Genomic DNA, 24,933 nt, shown 5'->3' with positions numbered 1-24,933 from the left:
GCTTCCAAAGGCCTCAGTCCTACTCATTCAATGCGAGCAGACATGGCAACAGTTCATTCCCCGAGCGCCGAGCGCAGCGCGGCGACGCCGGATCGCGCCCTCAGACGTATTGTCATCGCGTCGGTCGCGGGTAATGCGATGGAGTGGTACGACTTCTTCGTCTACGGCACGGCGGCCGCGCTGGTTTTCGGCACCTTGTTCTTTCCGGCCAACGCCGATCCACTGATCGGCACGCTCGGCGCGTTCGCCGCGTTCGCAATGGGCTTTGTCGCGCGACCGCTCGGCGGCATTGTGTTCGGCCATATTGGCGACCGTTACGGACGGCGCGCGTCGCTCGTCTGGACGCTGCTTATCATGGGTTTCGCGACTTTCGGCATCGGCTTGTTGCCGACTTACGATCACGTGGGTCTGTGGGCGCCGGTCGCCCTTGTCGCGCTTCGCCTGCTGCAAGGTATCGCGTCCGGCGGCGAATGGGGCGGTGGCGTGCTGATGATCAGCGAGAACGCGCCACCCGAAAAGCGTGGCTATTACGCGGCATGGAGTCAGCTCGGCGTGGGCGGCGGTTTCGTGCTGTCTTCGGCGGCGTTCCTCGCGGTGCAAGCCTTGCCGCACGAGCAGTTCATCTCGTGGGGATGGCGTCTGCCGTTTCTCGCGAGCATCGTGATCTTTGCGCTTGGCGTCTACATTCGTCATAGCCTGCCCGAGAGTCGCGACTTCGAGAACGCGGAAGAAGCCGGCAAGACATCACACATGCCGGTGCTCGAAGCCATCAAGCGTCATCCGAAAGAAATTCTGATGGCGATGGGTCTGCGTGTCGCGGAAAACGGCGGCGCTTACATCTTCCTCGCGTTCTCGCTCGTGTACGGCAAGTTTGTCGGCATTCCCAATTCGACGATGCTCACCGGCGTCATGCTCGCGATGGTCGTCGAAATGGTCGCGATGCTGCTGTGGGGCAAGCTCTCCGATCGCATCGGACGCAAGCCTGTGTACATGATCGGCGCCGCTTCGCTTGCGGTGATGGCCTTCCCGTTCTTCTGGCTGCTCGACACGCATTCAACCCCGCTTATCTGGCTTGCGCTGGTTCTGGGCACCGCCGTCTGCCACGGCGCGATGATCGGCACCTTGCCTGCGCTTGTCGGCGAATTGTTCAGCACGGAAGTGCGCTACTCTGGCGTCGCGCTCGGGCATGAAGTGGCCTCGATCTTCACGGGCGGTCTGTCGCCGCTCCTCGCAACCGCGTTACTGTCGCACTATCACGCGTCTTGGCCCGTCGCGGTTTTCCTCATCGTGCTCAGTCTCATCACGGTCGTCACGCTGCGCTTTACGCGGGAAACGCGTCAGCGCTAAGCCGGTACCTCTCGCACTTGATCGCGCTGACGATCATGACACTCGCCCATCGCCCACGCGTTCACTGCACAAACGCTAACTGCTGCTGCGTGTCGCGTTCCCGTTCCCCCGTGCTGGCGTGCACGTTTCAGATATCAGCCTCACTGATTTGTCGCCCTGTTTTTAATCGATTTGACGCATGATCGTTGAATAGCGAGACTGATGTCATCGAGAGGATGCGCCGAGTGCATGGTCAAGCTCGTGTTAGTCGCTCATTCAGCCACTCAACTTCTCCCCAGGAATACGATGAGTACGCCGATCTACCAAACCATCGACACCAGCGCGCTCGCCAGGCGCGCCGAGCACGATCGCATTGCCCCTTCGCTCTACTACGATCCTGACCTGTTCGAAGCCGAACTCGAACGCATCTTCTACAAGACGTGGGTCTGGGTTGCACACGAAAGCGAATTGCCCAAACCGGGCGACTTCGTGACGACGACCATTGGCCGTCAGCCCGTCATCGTGGTGCGCGACAAGACCGGGGCCGTCAACGTGTTGCAGAACCGTTGCCGTCATCGCGGCGCAACCGTGTGCGAAGAGCACAAGGGAAACGCAAAAGGCTTCACGTGCCCGTATCACAGCTGGTCCTATGCGCTCGACGGTGCGCTGCGCGCCCTGCCCTACGGCGATGGTTACGAAGGCGTGTGTGAGAAGGGCGATCTGCCGCTCAAGAAGTTGCGCGTGGGCGTGTATCAGGGCCTTATTTTCGCGAGCTTCAATGAAAACATCGAATCGCTCGAAGACTTCCTCGGCGGCGCCAAGCCGTGGATCGATCTTTTCATGAAGCAGGGCGCGGGTTATCCGATCAAGGCGAACGGAGAGCACAAGTTCAAGTTCAAGGGCAACTGGAAAATCCAGCTCGAGAACACGACCGACCTCTATCACTTCCCCGTCGTGCATAAGTCCTGGATGAAGTCCATCGACGATGAAACGGCCGCTGTGATTACGAGCTTCATGACGAGCGAAGACGCGTTCTGCCGCTCGCTCGGCAACGGCCACAGCCTCGCGGTGCTGGTGCCGGAAATCGTCGACCTGGACAAGGACGATGGCGCGCCGCTGCCCGACCGCTTCAACGAACTCGCCGCGCAACTCGCACAAAAGCAAACGCCGGAGGAAGTGCGGCGAATCGTGCGTTCGCTTATGGGCGTCGGCTTCAATCTCAATCTGTTCCCGAACCTCGCCTTGTCGATGGCGTTCTTCCGCGTGCTGCGCCCGATCTCGGCGGACGAGACAGAGATTCGCCACGTTGCGCTCGCCATGGACGGCGGCCCCGAGGAAGCGAACCGGGTGCGGCTGCGCATTCACGAACACTTCCAGGGGCCGTTCGGATTTGGCAGCCCCGACGATGCCGAAGCATGGGAACGCGTGCAGCGCGGCTCATACGCCGGTCCCGACGTACCTAACCTCGTGAACCGCGGCCTTAACCGCGAAACCACCGCACCGAACGGTGAGAAGACTGCGCACGCAACCGACGAAACCGGCATGCGCGAAGCCTATAAGCAATGGCGCGCAATGATGGAGCAAGCATGATGGACGAACGCAACGCACTCTTCACCGATCAGACGTTCGCGCGGGCAATCGAATTCCTCTGGCGCGAAGCGGAACTCCTGGACCGGCGCGACTACCGCGCATGGCTTGAACTATGGGATCCGAAAGGTATCTATGTGGTGCCGATCGATCCCGACACGACCGACTACGCCGCGACACTGAACTATGCGTTCGACGACCAGCACATGCGCGAGCTGCGTGTGCAACGCATGACATCCGGCTATTCGGCGTCCGCCTCCGACGCCGCGCGTACTGTGCGTACCTTGTCGCGCTTCACGCGGTCTTCAGACAGCGCGGACATCGTCGAAGTGAACTCGTCGCAGATCATCATTGCGTACAAGCGCGGCGTATCGACTATCTTCGCTGCGGACCTGACGCACAAGATCAGCATGGCAAACGGCGAACTTCGGCTCGTCGAGAAGGTTATCCGCCTGATCAATTCAACCGAAGCACTGAACGCCATCGGCTTCCTGCTTTGAACTTCAATCGAGCATCGGTGCATGCATTGCGCCGATGCGCATTCTTATCCTGATCATGCCGACCCTCGAAGTTTATCTGCCTCAAGGTCACTCCGACGAGCGCAAAGCATCGCTCATTGACGGTCTGACGCGGGCGACCGTCGACGCCATCGGTGCGCCCGCCGAATCCGTTCGCATTTTGCTGTCTGAGTTGCCGGTCTCGAACATCGGGTTGGGCGGAAAGCCGACGCCCGCTGCGTTGCCGGTCATCATCGCCATTCTGATTGCAGGCCGGACGGAGGCGCAAAAAGAAGCGCTGATCGCGCACCTGTCCGAGACCAGTGCATCCGTGCTGGATGTGTCCTTGCAGTCCACGCGCGTGATGATCAAAGACATCCCCAATACCGATTTCGGCCTCGGCGGCAAGACCGCACGCGCGTTGGGGCGATAAGTCCAATGCGCGTGCTTTTCTGGTGCGGCCTCACGCAGAATTTCTTGACGGACCCACCCGCCGTTACCAACAAGGCGTGAAGCCATGACGGACACGATCATCAGGAGCCTGCAGGCACGCTTGCGCCTGCTCGAAGCGCAGGACGCGGTGCGCAAGACCATCGCGCGGTACATGGCGCTTTGCGATGTGCCGGCACGCGCGTTGGAAGGCGAATCGCTCGCAGCGCTCTTCTGCCATGACGCCGTGTGGGAAGGGATCGGTCCGCAGTATGCGGACAAATTCGGCCACTTGCAGGGGCCGAGCGCTATCGTCGAGATGCTGCAACGCTACCTGCCGCCCACACCGCACTTCGCGACGAACGTTCACTTTCTGACGAGCGAGCATATCGACGTGCAGGGCGATACGGCAAAAGGCCGTTGGATCATGTTGCAGGCATCCGGCTATGTCGATGCAAAAGCCGAACTCATCGCGGCGCGGCTGGAAGTGGATTTCACGCCGTCGCCGCACCGTGACGACGTCTGGCTGATTCGTCACTTTCGTACCGAGCGCCTTTTCGACGCGCCGTGGCTGGTCAACGCCGCTCAAGGAGTCCGTGCATGAGTGCCTTTTTGCAGGAATTCGATCTCGCCTCGCATGCCACCGACGATGCGCCCACCATTGCGATCAAGGACAGCATCGACATAGCCGGCTATCCGACGACCGCGGCTAGCGAAGCGCTCGCTGATTCAGCGCCCGCGCTGCGGCACGCGCCCGTCGTGCAGCGTCTCCTCGATGCGGGCTGGCGCATTTCCGGCAAGGCCAACATGCACGAACTCGCCTTCGGCATGACGGGCATCAACGAATTCAGTGGGACGCCTGTCAACCCACAAGATCCGGCGCGCATTCCCGGCGGATCGTCGAGCGGCTCGGCATCAGCGGTGGGCTTGGGCCTCGTCGATGCAGCGCTCGGCACGGACACCGGCGGCTCTGTACGTTGCCCAGCGGCATGCTGCGGCGTCATCGGTCTGAAGCCGACCTTCGGGCGCGTGTCGCGTGAAGGCGTCGCCCCGCGCCAAACATCGCTCGACTGTGTTGGCCCGTTTGCACGGGACATGAACACGATCATCGACGTCATGCTCGCCATCGATCCGTCATTCCAGGGCGGTCGTGCGCGCCGCGACGCGACAGGGCTGCGCGTCGCGCTGCCCGAAGTGGAAGCCGCCGGCGAAATCCGCCATGCGGTGGCGGCGGCCGTCGCACGCAGCCGCTTTGCATCGCGCGGCGTACAGCTGGAATTCATGCGCGATGCCTTCACGGCCGGGCTTGCCATCATCAACGCCGAGACGTGGCGTGCGTTCGGTCATCTCGTCGACAGCGGCAAGCTTGGCGCCGACATCCTCGCGCGTCTGCGCACAGCCGCTAACACCCAGGTTTCCGAGCTCGACGCAGCCGAGCGCATTCGACGGGACTTCACCAATGAGGTAGACCACGTGCTGGAAGACGCGGACGTCCTCGTCCTTCCGACCATGCCGTCACTGCCGATCACGATCGAGGCCGCGCGAGCCGGCACTTCGGTGATCGCAATGTCGTCGCTTATCCGGCCTTTCAACCTGAGCGGACATCCGGCGCTGACGTTACCCGTCCCGATCGAAGGAACGTCGCTGAAGGCGGGGTTGCAGATCGTCGGCCGGAAAGGCGAGGACGAGACGGTTTGCGCGGTCGCCGAACGCATCGAAGCGACACTCGCTTCGCATGCTTAGAGAAGAGCGCAAGTCATGTCGAAAAGAGTCGTGCGCGCCTCCCCGCACAAGTCCGTTAGGCCGTTGCGACTACAGGCGCCGATTTTTCCACGGGCCGGTACGACTGCTCCGCAATCTGTCCTCGCAGCTTGATGAGCGCCAGCACCGTATCGATCGTCGGCGTCGCCTGCCCGACGAGACGCCCCATTTCCTGAACCACGGTGAGGAGTGGATCGATCTCCATCGGACGGTTTGCCTCGAGATCCTGGAGCATCGACGTCTTATGCGCGCCGACAGCACCCGCGCCGTCAATACGTCTTTCGACGTCGACACGAAAATGCACGTCAAAGCGATCGGCAATCGCTTTGGCCTCCAGCATCATCGCCTTGGACACGGCGCGCGTAGCCGGATTACCCGTAATGACATCGAGTGTCGCATGAGTCAATGCGCTGATCGGGTTAAAGCAGAGATTGCCCCACAGCTTGAGCCAGATTTCATCACGAATCTTCTCGCGGACAGGCGCGTCCAGATCCGCCGCGGTCATGATTTCATGTAGCTTCTGAACGCGTTCGCTACGTTCCCCATTGGGTTCGCCGATGGGGAATTTTTTTCCATACACATGGCGGATGACACCCGGCGCCACGACCTCGGCAGCCGGGTAGACGACGCAACCGATCGCGCGTTCCGGTCCGAGCGCGCTCCATTGCTTCCCTCCGGGATCGACGCTATCGAGCGTCGTGCCCTCCAGTTCCCCGCCATGCTTGTAGAAGTACCAATAGGGAATCCCGTTGACCGCCGTGACGATCGCCGTGTCCGGCCCGATCAACGTCTGCATCTGATCGACGACACCCGGCACCGAATGCGCTTTCAATGCGACGACCACGTAATCCTGTCGACCCAGCTCGCGCGGATCCGACGCGCAACGGACCTTGACGACACGTTCCTCGCCATCGATTTGCAGCCGTACGCCATTCTCCTGCATCGCAGCGAGGTGTGGACCACGCGCGACGAAGCTCACGTCAGCGCCGGCAGACGCCAGCTGCGCACCAAGGTATGCACCGATAGCACCGGCGCCATAGACACAGATCTTCATCGTTACTCCCTGTCCCACATCAAGAATGCCGGGAACTGAAACGCCGCTTCGCTTCAGTTCCCGAAGCCAATGCTTCGCTATATGCAGTGCTCTGTCACCGCAATGGACGCGTTCTCACGCGCCAAGATGACTGAGCAAGGCATCGACACTGCCCTTCGCATCGCCGAACAGCATCCGCGTGTTCTCCTTATAGAAGAGCGGATTGTCGACACCGGCATAGCCTGCCGCCATGCTTCGTTTGGACACGACCACGGTTCGCGCCTTCCACACTTCGAGCACCGGCATGCCGGCGATCGGACTGCCCGGGTCTTCGAGCGCGCCCGGATTCACGATGTCGTTTGCTCCGATCACCAGCACGACGTCCGTGTTGGAAAAGTCGTCGTTGATTTCATCCATCTCGAGCACGATGTCATAGGGCACCTTCGCCTCCGCCAGCAGCACGTTCATGTGCCCCGGCAAGCGGCCCGCCACCGGATGAATGCCGAATCGCACGTTCACGCCCTTGCTACGCAGCTTCTTCGTGATCTCGCTGATCGTCGCCTGAGCCTGCGCGACCGCCATGCCGTAGCCAGGCACGATGACGACCTCCGACGCATCGCGCAGCAGCGAGCCGACCTCGTCGACGGTGACTGGCGCGACTTCCCCCTCGATCGCCTTCGCAGCCGTCGACGTCGCCGTGCCGAACCCGCCCAGAATCACGGCGAGGAACTTGCGGTTCATCGCGCGGCACATGATGTAGCTCAGAATCGCCCCGCTCGATCCGACCAGCGCTCCGGTCACGATCAGCAGATCGTTGCTGAGCATGAAGCCGGTCGCGGCGGCGGCCCAGCCCGAGTAGCTGTTCAGCATCGACACGACCACCGGCATGTCCGCGCCGCCGATCGCCATCACGAGATGCACACCGATCAGCGCGGCGATCGCGGTCATCGTGAGCAGCGTGCTGATGCCTTCATTCGCATCGGGCGCCGTGAGGAACAGATAGCCGAGCGCGATGCACGCGATCACGCCGACGAGATTCAGCGTGTGCCGCATCGGCAGCAGCAGCGGCTTGCCTCCTACGACACCCTGCAGCTTAAGAAACGCAGCGATCGATCCGGTGAAGGTTATCGCGCCGATGAACACGCCAAGATAAATCTCGACGTTGTGGATCGATTGCGCCACGCCGCCCGATTCCGCACCCGACGCCGGCGACAGATAGCTCGCAATGGCGACCAGCACGGCCGCGAGACCCACGAAGCTATGCAGCGCCGCAACGAGTTGCGGCATTTGTGTCATCTCGACGCGTCGTGCGAGCAGCGCGCCGCCCGCTATGCCGATCGCCATCAGCACGGCGACGACCGGCAACGCGGCTCCCCCGTTGAGCCACAGCGTGGTGACGATGGCGATAGCCATGCCGGCGACGCCATAGAGGTTGCCGCGCCTCGCCGTCGATGGATGACTGAGCCCGCGCAGGCTCAGGATGAACAGCACACTCGCCGCCAGATAGGCGATGCTTCCGATTCCATTCTGCATGCCGATCTCCTTAGCGCTGGAACATGTTCAACATGCGTCGAGTGACGAGAAAGCCACCCGCGATATTGATCGTCGCGACCAAAATCGCGAGGCCGGAGAGAATCGCGACCAGATGATTCGGCGTGCCGACCTGCAGCAGCGCGCCCGTCACGATGATTCCGCTGACCGCGTTCGTCACGCTCATGAGCGGCGTGTGCAATGCGGGCGTCACGTTCCATACGACCTGATAGCCGACGAAGATGGCGAGCACGAACACGGTGAAGTGCGCGACGAACGCGGGCGGCGCAAAGGCCCCCAGCGCCGCGAGCAATGCCGCCGAGATAACGAGCCCGGCCACGCCGATCCATCCTGCGCGGCGCTTCTGCTCGACGGTCACGGCAATCGTCGGCGCGGGCTTCGGCACAGCGGGCGCGGCAACGGCAGGCTGAGGCTTCCTGGGCTGCGGCCACTTCACCTCGCCGCGCAGCACCACAGTCACGCCGCCGATCACCTCGTCATCGGTATTGACCACGATCTCGCCGTTCTTCTGCGGCGTCAGATCGGTCAGAAGATGCCGCAGATTCGTGGCGTACAGCTGGCTCGATTGCGTCGCCATGCGCGACGGGAGATCCGTATACCCGACGATCGTGACGCCCTCCACGGATGCCGCCTCGCCCGGCTGCGTGAGCTCGCAGTTGCCGCCCTGCTCCGCCGCCATGTCGACGATCACGCTGCCCTGGCGCATGCTGCGCACCATGTCGGCGGTGATCAGTTTCGGCGCGGGCTTGCCCGGAATCAGCGCAGTCGTCACGATGATGTCGACGTCCTTTGCCTGCGCCGCGAACAGCGCCATTTCCGCGGCGATGAATTCCGCGCTCATCTCCTTCGCATAGCCGCCGCTGCCGCCGCCGTCCTCGACATAGTCGAGTTCGAGAAACTCGGCGCCCATGCTCTCGACCTGCTGCCGCACCTCGGGCCGCGTATCGAAAGCACGGACGATCGCGCCGAGACTGCGCGCCGCGCCGATCGCCGCCAGTCCTGCCACGCCGGCGCCGATCACCATCACTTTCGCCGGCGCGATCTTGCCTGCCGCCGTGATCTGCCCCATGAAGCCACGGCCGAACTGGTGCGCCGCTTCGATCACCGCGCGATAGCCGGCCATATTCGCCATCGAACTCAATGCATCGAGCTTCTGCGCGCGCGAGATGCGCGGCACGCAGTCCATCGCGAGCGCGGTGACGTTGCGCGCGGCGAGGCGCGTCAACAGCGCCGCGTTCTGCGCGGGCCAGATAAAGCTGATCAGCGTCGATCCTTCGCGCAACCACTCGACTTCATCGCCCACGGGCGCAATGGAAGGCGCGCGCACTTTCACGACGATATCCGCGCGCGCATAGAGTGACGGCGCATTCTCTGCGATCCGCGCACCCGCGGCGCGATAGGCGTCGTCGGAGAATGCGGCGAGTTCACCCGCGCCGGCCTCGACGGTGACCTCAAAGCCGAGCTTCAGCAGATGCCCGACTACCTCCGGCGTCAACGCGACGCGACGCTCCCCGGGATAGCGCTCCCGCGGCACAGCAATCATCATTTGCATGACTAAATTCCCAATCGACGGTTTGTATTCTTGAGTGGCGCGCGTCTGAAGCGTCTTTTCGTGCTTCAGGCCTTCGCGAGGACTTCGGACACATGGTTCGTCAACGTGCCGATGCCTTCGATCGAGACTTCGACGGTCGCGCCGTCGCGCATCGAACCCACGCCCAGCGAAGTGCCGCACGCGATCACGTCGCCCGGCAGCAAGGTCATGTCGCGAGAAATGAGGCTCACCTGTTCCAGCGGTGAAAACGCCATGTCGGCAAGCGGATAGTTCTGTCGTTCGACGCCGTCCAGCGTGGTCACGACGTGGGCGTTTTTCCAGTCGAGCGCGGTTGCGATCGCAGGACCGATGCAGCCGAAGGTGTCATAGCCCTTGGCGCGGCACCATTGCGGAAAGTTCGCATCTTCGAACAGCAGCTCGGCAGCGGTGACGTCGTTGACGACCGTGTAGCCGAACACGTAATCGGCCGCTTCTTCAATGCTCACGTTGCTGCACCGTTTTCCGATCACGATGCCGAGCTCGCCTTCATAGACGATCTTGCCGCCGTATCCCGCTGGGCGCAGGATCGTATCGCCGGGTCCCGCGAGCGAGGTGGACGGCTTGATCAGAAACAGCGGGTGCGCGGGCAGCGCCTTGCCCAGCTTCGCGGAAAGCGCACGGAAGTTGTTCCATAACGCGACGATTCGGCTCGGCACGCACGGACTCGTCAGCGAAATATCGTCGAGGTCGAACACCTGCCCTGTCCGATGCGGCGAAGCGAACATGTCGCCTTCGTATTCGACTACGCGCCCGTTCTCGAGCATGCCAAAACCAGCGCGGCCTTCACCCTTTGCCGTCGCGCGCGTATAGCGGATCCACAAACTCATGATGGTTTTTTCCCGATGTCGCAAAACCTTTCGCGCTGATGCGTGGATATCATCCGCACGCACGCAGCCGCCGGCGCCTCGCGTCAGCCCGAAGCTGTCGCAAGGTACGAATAGTGGTCATTTTCTGGTCGGTCAGCCGCGAATGCGGGCATCGAGTAAAGCGGCCGGCGGGATGAGTGGCCGCTTCTTCCTTCAGCTGCGTCGGGTGCATTTTTTGGTGCGCGGACGCGAGCTGTCTTCTCCTGATTGCTTTTTATTCTGTGAATCGACGACCCTTCAGGCGTTGGCGTTCGCCTCCAGCTCGGCGATGCGCTTGCGCAGCGCACGCTCTTCCTGAAACCGCGCCGTTTCATCGCGGATGATCGCGACGATGCCGGTCACTTCACCTTGCGGCGATTGCAGCAGCGCGACGGTGAACGCAATCGACATCGCGCGTCCGGCTTTATCGACGGCCGGGACCTTGAGCAGATCGTGTCCATAACGCGTCTCGCCGGTCGCCATGGTCTTGTGATAGCCGTCCCAATGCCGGCCGCGCAGACGCTCCGGAATGATCAGATCGAGCGACTGACCCATTGCCTCGCTCTCGGTAAAGCCGAACATGCGCTCCGCCGCCGGATTCCAAAGCGTGATCGCTCCGCTCGCATCCGAAATGATCACGGCATCGCCGATCGCATTGACGAGCTGTTCGTAGTCGATTGGGTGGGTCATAAAGTTATCCGGATCGTGGGGTATGAATCGAAGCTTACGCCTCAATCGATCTGATTTTTATAAGGGGCGCTGCCTATGCCTTCTTCTGCACGACTGCCGCACAAGAAAGACAGAAGGCAGCGCTCACCTTCACCTGCCGATACAACCAAACAACTGCGTCAAACGGCTCCCGATTCCTGCATTTGCGCGACTTGCTCCCTGCTATAACCCAGCTCGGCCAGCACATCCGCCGTGTGCTCGCCCAGGAGCGGCGAGGCCTTGATTTCCGGCTTCAGGTCCGAGAACTTGATCGGGCTGCCGACCGTGAGGTACTTGCCGCGCACCTTGTGATCCACTTCGACGATGGAGCCGCTCTTGCGCAAGGATTCGTCGTTCGCGAGTTCCTTCATCGTGAGCACCGGCGCGCACGGAATATCGAACTTGCGCAGGATATCGACCGCTTCGTACTTCGTCTTGTCCGCGAGCCATTCTTCGATCTTGCCGAAGATATCGAAGATGTGCGGCTGACGTGCTTCGGCCGTGTTGTAGTCCGGGTCGTCGATCCATTGCTCCTTGCCGATCGCGCGGCAGATCGGCGCCCACGCGTGGCCCTGAATCGTGAAGTAGATGTACGCGTTCGGGTCGGTTTCCCAGCCCTTGCACTTGAGCACCCAGCCCGGCTGGCCGCCGCCGCCCGCATTGCCGCCACGCGGCACGACGTCGCTGAACGTGCCGTGCGGATACTGCGGATATTCCTCCAGATAGCCCACGCGATCCAGACGTTGCTGATCGCGCAGCTTCACGCGGCACAGATTGAGCACGCTGTCCTGCATCGACACGGCGACCTTCTGTCCCTTGCCCGTTTGCTGACGGCCGATGATCGCCGTCAGAATGCCGATCGCGAGATGCATGCCGGTGTTGCTGTCGCCCAGCGCGGCCGCGCTGATGGTGGGCGGGCCGTCCCAGAAGCCCGTCGTCGACGCCGCGCCACCCGCGCATTGCGCGACGTTTTCGTAGACTTTCAGGTCGTCGTAGTGATGGCCGTCGCTGAAGCCCTTGACAGACGCCACGATCATCTTCGGATTCAGCGCCTTGATGTTCTCCCAGGAAAAACCCATCCGGTCCAGCGCGCCCGGTCCGAAGTTCTCGACCAGCACGTCCGATTCCTTGATCAGCCTGGTCAGCACTTCCTTGCCTTCGGCCTTCTTCGTATCGAGTGTCAACGAGCGCTTGTTGCTGTTGAGCATCGTGAAGTACAGCGCATCCGCGTCCGGAATGTCGCGCAGCTGGTTACGCGTGACGTCGCCCGAACCGGGACGCTCCACCTTGATCACGTCCGCGCCGAACCATGCCAGCATCTGGGTGCATGCGGGACCGGCTTGCACGTGCGTGAAGTCGATGATCTTGATGCCTTCGAGTGGTTTGTTGCTCAAGGGATTCTCCTGGGTGGCTCGTCTTGGTTACTTTTTCGCTGCCGCGGTTTGCGGGTTCAGATTCGTCAGGCGACCGCTCTCCGTGCCGGCCGTTTCGTCGATGACTGCGTTGATCAGAGTCGGTTTGCCCGACTTGATCGCTTCTTCCAGAGCATGCGTGAGTTCTTCCGGCGTCGTCGCGTGGAAGCCGATTCCGCCGAATGCCTCGATCATCTTGTCGTAGCGCGCGTTCTTCACGAACACGGTCGGCGCGACATCCTTGCCACCCGTGGGGTTCACATCGGTGCCGCGATATACGCCGTTGTTGTTGAACACGATGGTGCACACCGGCAAGTCGTATCGGCAGATGGTTTCGAGTTCCATGCCGCTGAAGCCGAACGCGCTATCGCCTTCGATCGCGACGACCTGCTTGCCGCTCGTCACCGCCGCACCGATGGCGAAGCCCATGCCGATGCCCATGATCCCCCACGTACCCGAATCGAAGCGCTTGCGCGGCTCGTACATGTCGATGATGCTGCGCGCATAGTCGAGCGTGTTGGCGCCTTCATTGACGACGTTGATGTCCGGGCGCGTCTTCAGCACGTCGCGGATGGCGCGCAGCGCGCTGTGGAAGTTCATCGGCGACGGGTTTTTCGCGAGCGTCGCCGCCATCTTTTCGAGGTTCTTGTTCTTGCGCTCGTTGATCGCGCCCGTCCATTCGCTCGACGGCTTCGGGAAGCCGGCGTCGATGCCCGCAACGAGCGCCGAGACACACGAACCGATGTCACCGATCACCGGCGCGGCGATCGCGACGTTGCTGTCGATCTCGGTCGGCGAGATGTCGATCTGCACGAACTGCTTGGGCGCCGCGCCCCAGGTCTTGCCCTTGCCGTGCGCAAGCAGCCAGTTCAGACGCGCGCCGATCAGCACGACGCAATCCGCTTCCTGCAGCACGAACGAGCGCGCCGCCGACGCCGATTGAGCATGCGTGTCCGGCAACAGGCCCTTGGCCATCGACATCGGCAGATACGGAATGCCGCTCTTCTCGACCAGTTCGCGAATCTGCGCGTCGGCTTGCGCGTACGCTGCGCCCTTGCCCAGCAGGATCAGCGGACGCTTTGCGCCCTTGATGACGTCGAGCGCGCGCTTCACCGAATCCGGCGACGGCAACTGACGCGGCGCGGCATCGACGACCTTCACGAGCGATTGCTGGCCCTTGAGCGCTTCCATCGTTTGCGACAGCAGCTTGGCCGGCAGATCGAGATAGACGCCGCCCGGGCGGCCCGACACGGCTGCGCGGATCGCACGCGCCACGCCGATGCCGATGTCCTCTGCATGCAGCACGCGATACGCAGCCTTCGCATACGGCTTCGCGGCGTTCAACTGGTCCATCTCTTCGTAATCGCCCTGCTGCAGGTCGACGATCTCGCGCTCGCTCGAGCCGCTGATCAGGATCATCGGGAAGCAGTTGGTGGTTGCGTTGGCGAGCGCGGTCAATCCGTTCAGGAAGCCCGGCGCCGACACCGTCAGGCAGATGCCCGGCTTCTGCGTCATGTAGCCGGCGATCGCGGCCGCGTTGCCCGCATGCTGCTCATGGCGAAAGCCGATGAAGCGCATGCCTTCCGCCTGCGCGAGTCGCGCGAGGTCGGTGATCGGAATGCCGACCAGGCCGAAGATCGTGTCGATGTCGTTCAGCTTCAGCGCATCGATGACGAGATGGAAACCGTCGGTCAATTGCGGCGCCTTCACTTCCACGGCTTCCTGTGTTCTTGCCTCGAGTACGTCTGCCATTTGTCTCCCCCTGAGGGCCGGTTATGTTGGTGATATACTAGATACCGAATACTGTATCTGTCAAAGGTTTATTTGGGTTTTGTCATAGGGGTGAACCAGAACATCGAGGGCGCAACCCGCGAATGCATCGCTCAATCAAGAAAATCGCACTTGGCCTCGACGAACGCGGCAAGATCGAGTGAATGCTCCTTCACGAGCCGCTCCGCCAAGTCCGAATTGCGCGTCTCGAGCGCCTCGATGATCCGCATGTGATCGACGATGGAACGCGACGCACGGTCGCTTTGCGGAAGCGTCATCTTTCGAATGGCCCGCACGTGCACGAAGATGTTCTTGATCGTGTCGAAGATCACGTCCGACTTCGATAGCCGCACGATAGCCGAATGGAACGCGATGTTCGCTTCCGAGTACTCGTCGATATTCTCGGCAGGCGTCGAATCGCGGAAGTCGTCGAACATCCGGCGAAGCTGGGCGATCTCCTCGTCGGTCGCGCGCTGGATGGCAAGTTGCGCCGCCGCGCTCTCGAGTGCCGCCCACATGTGGATCATCTCGACAATCTCGCGCTTGGTCTTGCGCAGGATATAGACACCGCGGCGCGACCCTGTCCGCAGAAAGCCTTCCTGCTGGAGCAGCGCCATGGCTTCGCGAATCGGTGTACGCGACACGCCCAGCGCCTCCGTCAACTCCTTCTCGTCGAGACGAATTTCGTTTCGCGAGTGGTAGATATCCGCTTCGGCAATCACCTGCCGCAGTTTCACGTAGGCCTGATCGCGAAGCGAGGCGGCTACGCTGATGGGCTCGAGCGACAGCGTCAATCCGCCGGCCCCCTCCAGAGATTGCGTTTCAGATAGCATCGGTTGCTCGATTCCCTATATGCGGACGTGCCCAGGTGTGGGTTCACCGACCGCTTGGTTTTAGCTTCTGATATACAACATACTACATTCAGAATGCCAGTGATAGGGCAAAGTTCGAGCGCCTCGCAAACGCGCGCGCATCGGGATGGGAGAAGCTTCAGTGTGAGGTTGCCCATGACCGCAAGCAGCAAGACAGTCGGGCCGCGCCGCTGATCGATAGGCCGGCGCAAAGTGCGCGAAAAGCACAAGGCAGCACCCCCGACCTCATCTTCGAGTTCGCGGATGCTGCCCCTAACAACGCATGAACCTTCAACGCCACGCGGACGCGACAAGCAACGTCAATCGGTGCGACGCCCAGACCCACGCATGACAGACCTCTTCATCGGGCTGACGACTTGCTCGGCGCCTCCGCCCAGTCAGCGTGAAAGGACAGGTCGATCGACGGCTCCGGCGATGTCTGCGTGACCGTGTTCTCGATCCAGCGCTTGCGCATCGGTGCGAGGACGAACTTGGCGCACACGCCCGCCGCGATCGACGTGATCGCGGTAGCGATGAACACGGTATTCCACGAGCCGACCGTCGCCAGCACCGAGGCCAGCGGCACCAGCATGGACGCCGTGCCCTTCGCCGTATAGAGCGTGCCGGCGTTGGCGGCGGCGTATTTGCTGCCGAAGGTGTCGGCGCAGGTCGCGGGGAAGATCGAGAAAATCTCGCCCCAGCAGAGGAAGGTCAGCGCCGCGAACAGCATGAACATGTACGGATTCTGTCCGAACTGCATCAGCCCGAGCAGCGCGACGCCTTCGCCGAGAAAGATGATGAACATCGTGTTCTCGCGGCCGATCTTGTCGGAGATGAAGCCGCACAGCGGACGCGTGAAGCCGTTGCACAGGTTATCGATGGAGAGCGTCATCGCGAGCAGCGGCAAAGTCGCGCCGAACAGGCTCACCGGCATGCTTGCGAACCCGTATTCCTTGGCGATCGGCCCGAACTGCGCGGTCGCGATCACGCCGCCCGCCGCGACGCACACGAACATCAGATAGAGCACCCAGAAGATAGGCGCCCGCACCATCTGTCCGGTCGTGTAGTCGACCTTGGTCGCCACGATGCGCTTGGCCGGCACGATGTTCGCAGGCGGTTTCGGGCGCACGAGCAGCAGCGCCAGCACGAAGATGACCGCGCCTTGCAGGATGCCGAAGAACATGAACGTGTGCTCGTAGCCCGAGCTCTGGATCATATTGGAGATCGGAATCACGGTGACGGCCGCGCCCGCCCCGAAGCCTGCGGCGGTCAGACCGGCAGCGAGACCGCGCTTGTCCGGGAACCACTTGAGCGCCGTGCCGACACACGTGCCATACACGCACCCCGCGCCGATACCCGCGACGACTGCCGCGATGTATAGATGCATGAGCGTAGTCGCATGAGCGTCGATGATCCAGCCGATCGCCGCGCAGATCGCGCCGCCCATCACCACGGGCCGCGGTCCGAATTTATCGACGAGCCAGCCCTCGACGGGCACGAGCCACGTCTCCGTGACGATGAAGATGGTAAAGGCCATCTGAATCGCGGCTTGGCCCCAATGGTTCTTCGCATCCATCGGTATGACGAACAGCGTCCACGCGTACTGGAAGTTGGCCACCAGCCCCATGCAGACGATACCGATCACCAACTGCACCCACCTGTTCTGACGTCGTCCGTACGACTGCCCGGACGCAACCGTGTCTGCGCTTGCCATGTCTGTCTCCGTTATGTGTCATTGCGCTCGTTCGGCGCTTGAATGTAGTGCTGAGATCGCTGCGTTTGCTCAGGGTAAGTACTCAGTCGCCTCGCGAGCTAGAGCCTTCGAACACGGGAAAACACGGGAACATCCTGCGGCAGAGAAACGATACGGGAAAGTTATAAAAAGTTAGGGTTTGAATTCACGATCGTGAATGGATGAGGGGCGCCCGACACGAAAAGGCGTCGGCGCGGCGAGCAGCAAGCGCCGCTCGACCAATGAGGAGTTGTTTGCGGAGCACAGTCTGCCGCGTCCGCGCATCGACATGCATTGCGATGCGATCACCGGCGTGCAGGCCAGCATCGCGGAGAGCGATCCGCTGGGCCTACTGGTGCCTCGGCTTTATGATTGTTCCGGACTTGATCGTGGCCGCGGTGAAGCACCGCAAAAGTGCTTCTGATACTTCATGACGGGAAGCTACTTCATCGAGCGCGCGATGAGTCCCTTCGCTTCGTTGCTGCTCGAATCGATCGACAGTGCGGTGTTGGCATTTTGCCAAGCACACATGGCACGCTCCTGCACGACGCAACTGCGTGCCGCCTTCAAGGCCGCATTGCGAACCGTCTCCCGCGACAGCAAATCCTGTTTGAGCCGGAGGGCCTCGGGATTGTCCGGCTGCAACGAAAGCGCCCAAGAAATGCCGGACCGCGCCAGTTGCAGGTTGTTTTTTCCGAGACCGTCGCGCGCTCGCGCGAGCGCAAGCGGCATCAACTTCTGATTTTCGTCGGCGGATGCTTTGTTACTCGGCGGCGGCGCTTCCGAGCGTGGGGCAATTGTCGGAGCCTGCGGCACGGCCGGGGCCTGCGCGGGCTGATTCAAGTCGTTCGACGTCACCACGCCTTGCGCGCCGATCGATCTCGTCGGCTCTTCGCGCGCGTCATGATTCCGAATCCAGTACGAGAGTCCCGATCCGATGAGCACGAAGGCCAGCGCAAGCGTCAGCACTGCCCCCTTTTTCATGCCCCGACGACCGGTATCGCGGCGCGGTGGCGGACGGTCCTCGTCGTCGGGATAAACGGCGTCGTTCGATGCGAACGAGGATGCATTTTGCCGCGGCCACGCCGGCGGGTCAGGCGGAAGATCGAGACGCCCGTTCGGTACGCCGTGCGCTGCCGCTCCAGGCTTCCTCGCGGTGGGGACACGATCGCCGAACACAAACCGCGCAGGCGCACCGCAATGAGGACAGGACAAATTCGGCCGTGGCGCCTTGCCACCGCAGCGTGCGCATGTTCCCGTGACAATCGGGGCACAAACGCCTTGTTCGTCCATCTAAACTCTCCTCCTCGTGAAGTGCGAAACAAACGTCGGACCGAAAAGTGGTTGATGCGACGGGCGCGACGGGCAAAGGTGGCCGCTGGATCGATATGGAACGGCGCTCTTCCTCACGATGACGGGCCAGATTAGGGCTATTAGTCTAACATCGGCCGCTCGAGCGCGTCCTCACGCCATCGACATGGAACGTTATCGGTAACGCGGCGGGACGCGTTAATATCGGTATCCTTATTATTTATCGAGGGGCCGAGGTAGGTCCTTGGAAGACAGTCAAACCGAGCGCGTCGAAGTAGAGGTCGAATGAACGCAGGACCGATTCGGCGATCAGCCGAGCGATGCCCGCGTAGTTGTTGCTCACGCAAGCGTCGTCCAGCGAATCGCAATAGGCTGCGCGATCCTCATTGCGGATAACAGCCGGGGGATAGCTCGATTTCATCAACTCGATATTCAAAAGCAGGCGACCTGTTCTGCCGTTTCCGTCAGCGAATGGATGGATCCTGACGAACCGCGTATGAAGTTCCGCTGCGCGCTCGATGGGATGCATGTGCCCTGCTCCCGCATGCCACTCGACGAGCGCCGCCAGTTCGGCCGGAAGATCCAGGAAGCCGGGCGGCGTGGTTCGCGCGTCGGCGATCGCCACATTCACATGACGGTAGCGACACGCCTCCTCACCGACGCGGCGCTTCAGCACGGCGTTGTGGATGTTGCGGATCTGCCAGGTCGAGATTGGCTCATTGTTTGCGATGATCTCCTCGATGTAGCGCATCGCGTTGGGACGGCCCATGGTCTCGCAGTGCTGCCTTAGCGACTTGTCGCCAATCTCCAAATTGTCGAGTACGACCTGGGCTTCGCGCAGCGAGCGCGTCTGGTGCTCGGTTGCGTTCGCATCAGGCGTCCATTCGAGCCTCAGCCTTTGCTGCAGCGATGCCAAGACTGGAGGGGAAAGCGGGCGTGTCGCGTCCAGTTGTGCCTTGTTGGCGTCGATCGCTTCCAGCATGCGTTGTAAGTTCATGGTTCTGGTCTCGTATCGGCGGCGTGGTGTGGCTGCGGGTGCGAACTGGCGATTGAACTAACGTCAATATGGAACAGATTTGGAAATGATGGGGCGGCGGTGGTTGATGGATGGCCGAAGCCTGCCTCGTCGGCAGTGCGGACACGTTGGGTCGAGGCGGCGCTTGCGCGTAGCGTGTTCTGCGTCGGCGTGATGGCGCGTTGGCGGGTGTGTGGGATCGTGAAGGTGGATAAGCGATTCTGGGATCGGGGATTTGCCGTATCGACCGTCAACTGTCTGTTGGACTTCCAGGCTGTTAAGAGGGAGTCTCATGCGGCGTCGGATGGTCCGCGGGAGCTCTGCTGCTCCTCGGTCATTGCGGACGTTCACCGTTCAGCCGATGTGCGGCGGCTGCACGTCGCATTGCTGTCATTTGCGATGCGGCGCCTCGAACGTCGGCTTCCCGGAACGGCGAACGAGTCTTGACGACCCTGAGCGAACTTCGACACGGCGGGATTCGACGGCAGAAAGCGGTCGCTCAACTTCGAAATTCAGCGGCCGCCGAAGGCGGTCCGCTGGAATGAGGGGTTGGGCGTCAGCTCATGCGCCAGAGGGTTCTATGGATCAAACGGCAAAGCCGACATTCAACTGTACTGCGTCGCCAACGACCGCAAAGCGACGTGCAGCAGCCGCACATCGGCTGAACGACGAACGTCCGCAATGGCCGAGAGCCTTCCCGCGACATTTGGCTTCCCCTGAGGCCTTGCGCTTTGGGTGATGCCAGCTGTGCGTCGTGGTCCACGCTGCCGCAGAAGTATCCGTTGTATCAAACGTGTCATCGGCGTTTCAAGACGTGGTTCGAGTTGGGCGTGCTCTTGCGGAAGCCTTGCGGCGCGGGGCTCGTCGGGTGAGGTGTGGCGCTCGGACCGGGTTTTGCAGGCTGACTGCCCAGCATTGTCCCAGTAGAACAAGCCCGCTACCGGGCTTACCGTGTAGGATTGGGCAACACTCCTGACACCTGAATGCACATGGACCTGACCAGCGCCGAGCAGGATCACTTCCCGCTGCTGTACCACTATCAATCGTTCCAAGAACGGAGCATCTGCTACCTCATTCAGACGCTGCGTGACAGGACGATTCACATGTCGAAACCTTCTGATTTCAACGATCCTTGGGACTGTCGGCCTTGGTTCGACGCGAGCGAGTTAGACGATCCCGCTGAACGCGGGAAATATTTGGATTGGATTGCTCGTATTGATCGAATGGAGCCGGACGAAGCCCAGAGATTGCGTGAAAATCCAGAAGAATTGTCCTCCAATGTGGCAGTAACACATCAGTTTCTACTGTGGACCATTGACGACATGTACCGCGTGTATTGCCTCACGCCCGAGCCTTTACACCCGCTCATGTGGTCCCATTACGGAGGCGGGCATACTGGCATTGCATTGGAGTTCGATTCCGCAACTCCCCAGATGCAATACGCGTATCGGGTCGCTTACTGCGAACACTACCCGCCGATACGCATGTACGACGAGAGCGAGGGCGGCGACCTTGTGCCAATCTACACGAAGTCGGACGTGTGGGAATACGAGCGTGAGTACCGATTGGTCGGAGAGGAACGCAGGTCCGCGCTCTCGGAGAAGCCGCAACATGGCGTTCCGACGGTGAACGAGTCGACGCTTCGACTTGAGTCGGGTGTGTTGAAGGGAGTAGTGCTTGGATGCCGGTGCGACGTTAAGCGGGCAATGGCGGTGATCGACAAGTACGGACCTGACCTTCGAGTACAACGGGCGCAGCTCGAGTCGAACCGGTACGCACTGACGCTGGAAACGGTCCGAGAGGCGATTTCAACTTCGAGTTGAACCTCGATATTCCATTAAAATCAGTCACTTGGCTTTCATTCCATCGCCCCGTGTGGGGTGGGAATGCGTAGCACTTCAATGGCAGCCCATGCCGGAACCGCACGACCGCCTGCAAGCGCGAGCGTGTACGATGCCTGATCGCGCCAGTTCAGCCGCATATGGAACTCATCAACGCTCAACAAGACCACCATCGGCATCTGTACCATTTCCAGTCATTCAATGCGCGCACAGCCGACCGGCTTGAACGAACGCTACGTGACGGTACGATCCACATGTCGCGGCCCTCGGCGTTCAACGATCCGTGGGATTTCAAGCCGTGGTTCGATGTGAGCATTCTCGCTGATCCGATAGAGCGCGAGCTGCACCTGCAATGGCTGATCCGCACATCGAACGTACAACCCGAGCACGAGGCGGAACTGCGGGCGAATCCGGTGCTCTTTGACGCCACGATCGCGCTAATCCGTGACGGCCTGACACAGCAGCTTGATGACCAGTACCGCGTGTACTGCCTGTCACCTGATCCCCTGAATACGCTGATGTGGGCGCACTATGGCGACAGCCATCGAGGCGTCGCGCTTGAGTTCAATACGCGGGCAAATCAGGTGGTTTGGGCGTACCGCGTGCATTATCGCGAGACGTATCCGACGATCCGCATGTACGAGGATGCCGATAATGCGAACCTTGTGCCGGTGTTCACGAAGTCTGACGTTTGGGCGTATGAGGCCGAATACCGGTTGCTGGCCGATGAGACAAGCACGAATCCGAACATGCCGCGCACTGTGGAATCGAATCTGCGCCTAGCTCGGGGCGCGCTAGTCGGGTTGGTAGTCGGGTGCCAGTGCGACGCGGACCATGTGCTCGACCTAGCAGCTAGACATGCGCCCACCCTTCGCGTGCGGCGAGCGAACCGCCAGATGGACCGTTACGCCCTAACGCTGGAAACGCTTAGATAGCGGGCTGAACACAACAAAATTTACTTCAGATATTCGAGCTGTCCTTCGCCGTGGTGGGATCGGTACGGTGTGCAAAGAGTCCGTTGACACGTTGTTGAACACATGCAGTATGTGAATACCTTTGCGTCGCCGCGATGGAGCGCCCGAAGTTATTAGCGTTGGTCGAGTACAAGCTGGACGAGGGCGACACACCGTATGTATGCCAAAACGAAAAAACCCATCAGCGGCCGTTGATCGCCAACGACAGCAAAGTGGCCTTCAGCCGCCACACAACTTCCGAACCACGAACGTCGCCTTTGGCCGAGGCGGCAGCGTTCGTTTTGAGCCAGGGTTCGGAAAAATTGCGGCACTTCCGCGTTCTGATTGGACCAATGAAGCGCTCGCGTGGTCTGCTCTAATCGTCCATCGGCATACCGGCAATGAGGGCGACACCATTGGCAACCTGCTTGCCCACGGCTTCAGCGACGTCTTGGATGGTCCGGTATCCTGTTGGCATCCAATACAGCCAAGTATTCTCCTGCACGTTGAAGCTAGCGTCTCCAACGTCGACCGTTCCCGATACCCACTCCGCTCCGTCCAGGAAATTGAAAACAATCCGCGCCGTGTCAGACTTGGACCGGACACCCGTGATGTGAATTGTTACCGGCACTCCATTCGGCTCGATTTGAAGTCCGAGTTGATTTGCACGAACAGCGAAGGCGGACATCATTGCGCTGCGAATCCATGGCGTCACTAAGAAGCCATTGGCGTCGATCTTTGGGCTCTGGATTCCTCTTGCGATTTGAGCTTTTGTCCGTGGGCTCCCAGACTGCTGCGCCTCGACATTTGGAACTGTCGTCAAACATCCGGACAGAAGAGTTGCTAACGCAATGGCACTTATAATTCTCGTTCGAAAGTTCATCCTGATAGCGGGCAATGGTCGTCGACGGATGGGATAACGGCCCGCAAGACAAAAACTTGAGCTTTTGTTTCGCGCGGTTGTCCGCCGCTGTTGAGGAGCGTTACGGAACCACGGAAAAGAAACGTGCGAGGCGGCACTCCTCGTCAAGCGCCCGAAGAAGCGAAAACCGACCCTAGTGATAATGCTGCCCGGCCCGCTGCCAGAACGTTGCGCCAGCGAGAGCGCCCGCGATCGCAAAACCTGCCCCTATTTGCTTCATCCCTTGAAGCATCGTCAGGTCCGTTCGGTCAGGCGGATCGGCGTACGAAGAGAAGGAGTTGGTGATTCCCAGGAACACCGGTACCAGAAGCAGCCCTATACCAACACCGGCGACCAGGTAGAAAAGCAAGTTCCTGACTGCGAAGTAGCGTGCCAAAAGCGCGAAAAGTGCGCAAGGCAGAGCTGCAACAATCACCCCCGTCAGCCACGTCACTGCGAACGCCATCACTGTCATGACCGTGACCTGTATGGCGCCATGTCCTCCAGCCGGGACGGCTACGAGGAAAATCAGGATTAAGAAAGCTACTCCTACCGTTACGCTAAGCAGATAGCTTCCGACCACGCGCTCTCCTGTGGGGAAGCTGGACTTTTTCATGCTTTTTCTCATTCGAACGTCCCTCGTGGGTCGCGAGGGGACTTCACCGCGACGTGTCATTCGAGCACGCGTTCCTAGCCCACGCTTGTCGCCGAAGCGTTGTATTGGCTCACGTCCGTGAGGGCCATCGCTGCGCCAAGATCGCGTACGGAGGTCACTCCATAACCGTGCGACCAGAACGGCACAGTAGCTCCGTCAAGTGCGGCCCCCTCATCGAACCACGCGAACGCGGCACCCCGCACGTCCCCTTCTCTCAAACCATCTTCGGATAGTTAGACGGAAACAACGCACGCTTCGTCTCATCGTCGTTGACCGTCTTGAACGCATGCTTCTTATTCACGGCGCGCGCGCGTTCAACGGCGGGCCGCGCATCGATCCTCGTGAACCAGCGCTTGAGTTCCGGATAAGGCCCGAGCGGATCCTCGCTCGACTTGAACACGCGCGATGCCCGATCGAGCCAGCCCCACGCGGACATGTCCGCGATCGTATAGCTGTCGGCCACGATGTATTCGCGGCCCTTGAGCCTGTCGTTCAGCACCTGATAGTGACGATCCGCCTCTCGCCGATAACGATTCACCGCATAGTCGAGCCCTTCCGGCGCCGCATACTGAAAGTGCACCGCCTGCCCGGAATACGGTCCGAGCCCACTCGCCACGAACATCAGCCACGAAAGAAGCTGCGGGCGATCTTCCGGCGCGCCGGCGAACTGACCCGTCTTCTCCGCAAGATAAAGAAGGATCGCGGTGGAGTCGAACACAACAGCCGGCTTGCCGCCCGGCCCTTCCCTGTCCACGATGGCGGGCACCTTGCCGTTCGGGTTGATCTCGCGGAACTCGGCCGAATGCTGCTCGCCCTTGCTGGTGTCCACCGGCTTCAGTTCATATGGCAGCCCGGATTCTTCGAGGAAGAGCGCGATCTTCGCGGGATTGGGCGTCGGGTGAAAGTAAAACTCGATCATGGGGATGGTCTCTGTGTCGTGGCCAATGTCGCGCCATTCTAGATCGGACGATTTCTATGCGCAGAAGCGAACCGGAAGGGCTAATGCTGGCGTAAGGAAGCACTAACGCCGGCGCACTCGCACGAGCCTCACTGCCGATTGCTGAAAATGAAGCCAACATTACATTTCAACCTATCTCCTGCCGAACTTTCCCCACCCGCTATCCCACATTTTCCCCATTTCTTCCTGTCGTAAGGTTTACCCCG

At 61.0% G+C, this 24,933-nt stretch carries 24 protein-coding genes; 10 read left to right on the top strand and 14 right to left on the bottom strand.

Annotation, left to right across the window (positions count from 1 at the left end):
• Window positions 1-42: 42 nt before the first annotated feature.
• From LY284_RS04825 to LY284_RS04800, 6 genes are all read left to right on the top strand, one after another.
• Window positions 43-1,347: an MFS transporter gene (locus LY284_RS04825; protein WP_233384710.1), complete on the top strand. Its 1,305-nt coding sequence runs from the start codon at window positions 43-45 to the stop codon at window positions 1,345-1,347.
• Between the two features lie 285 nt (window positions 1,348-1,632).
• A complete protein-coding gene (locus LY284_RS04820; protein WP_014191444.1) occupies window positions 1,633-2,916 on the top strand; it encodes a Rieske 2Fe-2S domain-containing protein in 1,284 nt (427 codons plus the stop codon).
• Window positions 2,913-3,413, top strand: coding sequence for an aromatic-ring-hydroxylating dioxygenase subunit beta (locus LY284_RS04815; protein WP_014191445.1), 501 nt, complete (start codon window positions 2,913-2,915; stop codon window positions 3,411-3,413). Before LY284_RS04820 ends, LY284_RS04815 begins: the two co-directional genes overlap by 4 nt.
• A gap of 55 nt (window positions 3,414-3,468) precedes the next feature.
• A complete protein-coding gene (locus LY284_RS04810; protein WP_041731068.1) occupies window positions 3,469-3,843 on the top strand; it encodes a tautomerase family protein in 375 nt (124 codons plus the stop codon).
• Window positions 3,844-3,927: 84 nt separating this feature from the next.
• Window positions 3,928-4,443, top strand: coding sequence for a nuclear transport factor 2 family protein (locus LY284_RS04805; protein ID WP_233384708.1), 516 nt, complete (start codon window positions 3,928-3,930; stop codon window positions 4,441-4,443).
• Window positions 4,440-5,582 carry an amidase gene (locus tag LY284_RS04800; RefSeq protein WP_014191448.1) on the top strand — a complete coding sequence of 381 codons (1,143 nt, stop codon included), beginning with the start codon at window positions 4,440-4,442 and terminating at the stop codon, window positions 5,580-5,582. Before LY284_RS04805 ends, LY284_RS04800 begins: the two co-directional genes overlap by 4 nt.
• A gap of 55 nt (window positions 5,583-5,637) precedes the next feature.
• Here LY284_RS04800 and LY284_RS04795 read toward each other — a convergent pair whose 3' ends face one another.
• The 9 genes from LY284_RS04795 to oxlT form a co-directional block, all read right to left on the bottom strand.
• Window positions 5,638-6,654, bottom strand: a complete 1,017-nt coding sequence (locus LY284_RS04795) for a 2-dehydropantoate 2-reductase (protein WP_041730404.1) — start codon at window positions 6,652-6,654, stop codon at window positions 5,638-5,640.
• Between the two features lie 114 nt (window positions 6,655-6,768).
• The gene (gene pntB / locus LY284_RS04790) at window positions 6,769-8,166 is read right to left on the bottom strand and encodes a Re/Si-specific NAD(P)(+) transhydrogenase subunit beta (RefSeq protein WP_014191450.1); all 1,398 of its coding nucleotides are present in this window, start codon (window positions 8,164-8,166) and stop codon (window positions 6,769-6,771) included.
• Window positions 8,167-8,176: 10 nt separating this feature from the next.
• On the bottom strand, window positions 8,177-9,736 hold the full coding sequence (locus tag LY284_RS04785; protein WP_014191451.1) for a Re/Si-specific NAD(P)(+) transhydrogenase subunit alpha: 1,560 nt from the start codon (window positions 9,734-9,736) through the stop codon (window positions 8,177-8,179).
• Between the two features lie 65 nt (window positions 9,737-9,801).
• Window positions 9,802-10,602 (bottom strand): fumarylacetoacetate hydrolase family protein, encoded by an 801-nt coding sequence (locus LY284_RS04780; RefSeq protein ID WP_014191452.1) that lies wholly within the window; start codon window positions 10,600-10,602, stop codon window positions 9,802-9,804.
• A 276-nt stretch (window positions 10,603-10,878) separates the two neighbouring features.
• Window positions 10,879-11,310 carry a PAS domain-containing protein gene (locus LY284_RS04775; RefSeq protein WP_014191453.1) on the bottom strand — a complete coding sequence of 144 codons (432 nt, stop codon included), beginning with the start codon at window positions 11,308-11,310 and terminating at the stop codon, window positions 10,879-10,881.
• Between the two features lie 158 nt (window positions 11,311-11,468).
• Window positions 11,469-12,722, bottom strand: a complete 1,254-nt coding sequence (gene frc / locus LY284_RS04770; RefSeq protein ID WP_014191454.1) for a formyl-CoA transferase — start codon at window positions 12,720-12,722, stop codon at window positions 11,469-11,471.
• 27 nt (window positions 12,723-12,749) lie between these two features.
• On the bottom strand, window positions 12,750-14,492 hold the full coding sequence (oxc, locus tag LY284_RS04765) for an oxalyl-CoA decarboxylase (RefSeq protein ID WP_014191455.1): 1,743 nt from the start codon (window positions 14,490-14,492) through the stop codon (window positions 12,750-12,752).
• A 131-nt stretch (window positions 14,493-14,623) separates the two neighbouring features.
• Window positions 14,624-15,343 carry a GntR family transcriptional regulator gene (locus tag LY284_RS04760; RefSeq protein WP_014191456.1) on the bottom strand — a complete coding sequence of 240 codons (720 nt, stop codon included), beginning with the start codon at window positions 15,341-15,343 and terminating at the stop codon, window positions 14,624-14,626.
• 379 nt (window positions 15,344-15,722) lie between these two features.
• Window positions 15,723-17,075, bottom strand: a complete 1,353-nt coding sequence (gene oxlT / locus LY284_RS04755) for an oxalate/formate MFS antiporter (protein ID WP_014191457.1) — start codon at window positions 17,073-17,075, stop codon at window positions 15,723-15,725.
• Window positions 17,076-17,271: 196 nt separating this feature from the next.
• Between oxlT and LY284_RS04750 the strand changes: the two genes are divergently transcribed.
• Window positions 17,272-17,517, top strand: coding sequence for a hypothetical protein (locus LY284_RS04750; protein WP_233384706.1), 246 nt, complete (start codon window positions 17,272-17,274; stop codon window positions 17,515-17,517).
• 17 nt (window positions 17,518-17,534) lie between these two features.
• On the opposite strand, the gene LY284_RS04745 is transcribed toward LY284_RS04750, so the two are convergent.
• Complete coding sequence (locus LY284_RS04745; protein WP_014191458.1) at window positions 17,535-18,386, bottom strand: hypothetical protein; 852 nt, start codon at window positions 18,384-18,386, stop codon at window positions 17,535-17,537.
• A gap of 238 nt (window positions 18,387-18,624) precedes the next feature.
• Window positions 18,625-19,401, bottom strand: coding sequence for a Fic family protein (locus LY284_RS04740; protein ID WP_014191459.1), 777 nt, complete (start codon window positions 19,399-19,401; stop codon window positions 18,625-18,627).
• Between the two features lie 1,007 nt (window positions 19,402-20,408).
• Between LY284_RS04740 and LY284_RS04735 the strand changes: the two genes are divergently transcribed.
• From LY284_RS04735 to LY284_RS04725, 3 genes are all read left to right on the top strand, one after another.
• Window positions 20,409-21,242 carry a DUF2971 domain-containing protein gene (locus LY284_RS04735; RefSeq protein ID WP_233384691.1) on the top strand — a complete coding sequence of 278 codons (834 nt, stop codon included), beginning with the start codon at window positions 20,409-20,411 and terminating at the stop codon, window positions 21,240-21,242.
• 158 nt (window positions 21,243-21,400) lie between these two features.
• Window positions 21,401-22,195, top strand: a complete 795-nt coding sequence (locus LY284_RS04730) for a DUF2971 domain-containing protein (protein ID WP_014191462.1) — start codon at window positions 21,401-21,403, stop codon at window positions 22,193-22,195.
• Window positions 22,196-22,329: 134 nt separating this feature from the next.
• Window positions 22,330-22,593: a hypothetical protein gene (locus LY284_RS04725; RefSeq protein WP_041730411.1), complete on the top strand. Its 264-nt coding sequence runs from the start codon at window positions 22,330-22,332 to the stop codon at window positions 22,591-22,593.
• Here the strand turns inward: LY284_RS04725 and LY284_RS04720 are convergent.
• From LY284_RS04720 to LY284_RS04710, 3 genes are all read right to left on the bottom strand, one after another.
• The gene (locus LY284_RS04720) at window positions 22,590-22,904 is read right to left on the bottom strand and encodes a hypothetical protein (RefSeq protein WP_041730413.1); all 315 of its coding nucleotides are present in this window, start codon (window positions 22,902-22,904) and stop codon (window positions 22,590-22,592) included. The genes LY284_RS04725 and LY284_RS04720 overlap by 4 nt on opposite strands.
• 364 nt (window positions 22,905-23,268) lie before the next feature.
• Window positions 23,269-23,730, bottom strand: coding sequence for a hypothetical protein (locus tag LY284_RS04715; RefSeq protein WP_041730414.1), 462 nt, complete (start codon window positions 23,728-23,730; stop codon window positions 23,269-23,271).
• Window positions 23,731-23,983: 253 nt separating this feature from the next.
• Window positions 23,984-24,688 carry a glutathione S-transferase family protein gene (locus LY284_RS04710; RefSeq protein ID WP_014191463.1) on the bottom strand — a complete coding sequence of 235 codons (705 nt, stop codon included), beginning with the start codon at window positions 24,686-24,688 and terminating at the stop codon, window positions 23,984-23,986.
• Window positions 24,689-24,933: the final 245 nt, after the last annotated feature.

The sequence above is a fragment of the Caballeronia sp. PC1 genome (assembly GCF_021353155.1).
Classification (GTDB): domain Bacteria; phylum Pseudomonadota; class Gammaproteobacteria; order Burkholderiales; family Burkholderiaceae; genus Caballeronia; species Caballeronia cordobensis.
This window is presented reverse-complemented; position numbering and strand designations above follow the sequence as displayed.